Here is a 2,750-nt window from a genome sequence, read left to right as displayed (position 1 = left end):
CGGGGTCGACTTCGCCGGACAGATCGCCGGCGCGGTCGCCCTGGCCGCCCGCCTGGCCGCCGGCGAGGACCGCAACCAGCACCTCGAGACCGCGCTGGACTCGCGCAGCACCATCGACCGGGCCATCGGAGTGATCATGGTGCGAGCCCGGATCGACGCCGCGGACGCGTTCGACGTGCTTCGACGCCGGTCGCAGCACACCAATACCAAGTTGCGTGAGGTCGCGGTGCAGGTCCTCGACGAGGCCCTGCACGCCCGATGATCTCCCGCTGCTCCGGGCGACACCGCGGTAATCGATGACCAGGCCGTCTCGCGACGAGCCCCACGAGAGGAAGTGACCCGGGTGCGCCCCGACGAGTTGAGTGCGCTGACCGCGATGTTGGGTGAGGGCGCGGCTCGGATGACCGAACGAGGTGCGTTGGAGGACCTCGATCAGACCCTGACCCGGTTGATCGAGGTCGCTGTGGCCAACGTGCCGGGAGCCGACTACGGCGGAATCACCATGACCGAGGACGGCGCCCTGGTCACCCGCGCGCCGAGCGACCCCCGCATCGCCGACCTCGACGCCCTGCAGGCCCAGCTCGGTGAAGGGCCGTGCGTGACCGTGCAGACGAGCGGCACCAGCTCCGTGGTCCAGGTCGACGACTTCGCCGAGGAGGACCGCTGGCCCCGCTTCGCCCCGGCCGCGGTCAACGCGGGCATCGGCAGCCTGATGTCGTTCGCGATGGCCCCGCACGGCGCGGCACCCGGGGCGGTCAACCTCTACTCCGTCCGCCGCGCCGGGTTCGCACACCTCGACCGTGTCCTCGGCGAGGCGTTCGCCCTGCACGTGGGCGTGGTCGTGTACGGCGCGCACGCCGTGGCGAACCTGCGGCGCGCCCTCGACACGCGCGACATGATCGGGCAGGCCAAGGGCATCCTGATGGAACGCTTCGACCTGTCCGCCGACCAGGCTTTCGACCTTCTCGTACGCAGCTCGCAGGAGACCAACACCAAGCTCCACGACGTCGCGGCCTGGCTCGCCTCCGGCTCCGGATCGGACGCGACGACCGGGACTGGTTCGCCGCGGTCGTGGTAGACGTGGGCGGTGGGTACCCAACGATCTCACCGTGACCAGCTGGCTGCCGAGGTGGCACACCTCGCCAGTGCCCGTGGCGTCAGCATCGGTGTCGCCGAGTCGCTGACCGGCGGAATGGTCTCGGCGTCACTGGCGGCGGCCGAGGGAGCGAGCGAGTGGTACCGCGGGGCGGTCGTGAGCTACTCCAGCGCCGTCAAGCACGACCTGCTCGAGGTGCCCGCCGGGCCGGTGGTCAGCGAGCAGGCGGCGCTGGCCATGGTCCGGCGTGTGCGGAGCCTGCTGGGTGCGGACGTGGCGGCGGCGGTCACCGGCGCCGGCGGGCCCGACCCGCAGGACGGATGCGCCCCCGGAACGATCTACCTCGGGGTGGCCGACGCGACCGGTGAACGAGTCGTGCGGCGCGAGCTGCACGGTGAGCCGGAGCAGGTGTGTGTCCGGGCGGCGGAGGAGGTGCTGGAGGCGATCGTCGCGTGGCTGCGCTCGCTCCCGGCCACGGGCGACTGACCCGGTCGGTCCGGCTGGCCGGTCGCTCGCCGCGCGGGTCGCGCAACTCGTCGTCGCCGGGAGGAATGAGTCGGTCCGCGCCCGGGCACTCGCCCCCGTGACCTCGTCGGGAGCGGGTCGCCGGGCCCGTCCCCGCACGCGCACAGACCGAGCACCGCGACCTCGCACGTCACGAACACCCGAGGAGGAACGAGATGACGGGACCGCATCCGGACCGGCACGCGTCGGCGACGGACCCATCGGTCGGGGAGCTGATGACCCGGCTGTCCGAACAGACGTCGCGCCTGGTCCGCGACGAGCTCGCCCTGGCGCAGATCGAACTGCGCGACACCGCGAAGCAGTCCGGGAAGGGGGCCGGCCTGCTCAGCGGAGCCGCAGTGCTCGCGCTGTTCGGGCTGGGGGCGGCGATCGCGACGGCGATCATCGCCCTGGCCCTGGTGCTCCCGCTGTGGGCGTCGGCGCTGATCGTGACCGCCGTCGTGTTCATCGTCGCCGGGCTCCTGGGGCTGCGGGGCAGGAACGAGACGCAGAAGGTGTCGCCCACACCGGAGCGCACCGTGAGCAACGTGAAGCTGGACGTCGAGGAAGTGCAGGAGGCTCGTCACCGTGACCACACCCGATAATCCACGCGATCCGCAGCCCGGCCCGGACTCCGACGCCGAACGGGTCGTCGCCGACATCGAGGCGACCCGGGCCGACCTCGGTGAGACCGTCGACGCCCTGGCGGGCAAGCTCGACGTCCGCGCCCAGGCCCGCAGCCAGGTCGAGGACACTCGGGAACGGATGCGGGTCGAGACCGCCCGGCTCAGGGCCGCCGCGACCGACGGCCGGGGCAACCCGAGCGGGGCGACGAAGGGGTTCGCCGGTGTCGTCGTGGCCGCGCTGGTCGGTGCCGTCGCCGTGGCCCTCGTGCGCCGTCGCAGGCAGCGATGAACACCGGAGCCGCCGACGCCGGTGCGCCGGCCAGCAAGACGGCGAAGATCCTCTACCGTCCGGTCGGCGTGACCAGCTCGGTCGTCGGCGGGCTGTTGGCCAACGTGGTGGTCAGGAAGGTCTGGCAGAGCGTCGGATCGAACCGGTCGCCGGACCCGCCCGGCGCGCTCGAGGTCGGTCGCCCGCTCGGCGAGATCGTCTTCGCCGCGGCGCTGCAGGGTGCGGTCTTCGCCGT

6 protein-coding genes are annotated in these 2,750 nt (G+C 72.5%); all 6 read left to right on the top strand.

Features of this window, described 5'->3' with window-relative positions; all coding sequences use genetic code 11:
- Positions 1–262: ANTAR domain-containing protein (locus tag I4I78_RS31685; RefSeq protein WP_218615190.1), on the top strand; the 262-nt coding region annotated here is incomplete at its 5' end.
- 156 nt (positions 263–418) lie between these two features.
- Positions 419–1,078, top strand: coding sequence for a GAF and ANTAR domain-containing protein (locus I4I78_RS31680; protein ID WP_218615189.1), 660 nt, complete (start codon positions 419–421; stop codon positions 1,076–1,078).
- Positions 1,079–1,087: 9 nt separating this feature from the next.
- Complete coding sequence (locus I4I78_RS31675; RefSeq protein ID WP_308252476.1) at positions 1,088–1,582, top strand: CinA family protein; 495 nt, start codon at positions 1,088–1,090, stop codon at positions 1,580–1,582.
- Between the two features lie 194 nt (positions 1,583–1,776).
- On the top strand, positions 1,777–2,205 hold the full coding sequence (locus I4I78_RS31670) for a phage holin family protein (protein ID WP_218615187.1): 429 nt from the start codon (positions 1,777–1,779) through the stop codon (positions 2,203–2,205).
- Positions 2,189–2,515 carry a DUF3618 domain-containing protein gene (locus I4I78_RS31665; RefSeq protein ID WP_218615186.1) on the top strand — a complete coding sequence of 109 codons (327 nt, stop codon included), beginning with the start codon at positions 2,189–2,191 and terminating at the stop codon, positions 2,513–2,515. The genes I4I78_RS31670 and I4I78_RS31665 overlap by 17 nt, the downstream gene beginning before the upstream one ends.
- Positions 2,512–2,750: DUF4235 domain-containing protein (locus I4I78_RS31660; protein WP_218615185.1), on the top strand; the 239-nt coding region annotated here is incomplete at its 3' end. The genes I4I78_RS31665 and I4I78_RS31660, both read left to right, overlap by 4 nt.

The sequence above is a fragment of the Pseudonocardia sp. KRD291 genome (genome assembly GCF_019263595.1).
GTDB lineage: Bacteria > Actinomycetota > Actinomycetes > Mycobacteriales > Pseudonocardiaceae > Pseudonocardia.
This window is presented reverse-complemented; position numbering and strand designations above follow the sequence as displayed.

Coding starts and splice junctions, on each gene's coding strand:
- I4I78_RS31670 (WP_218615187.1), top strand. CDS start 1,777: ATGACGGGACCGCATCCGGACCGGCACGCGTCGGCGACGGACCCATCG.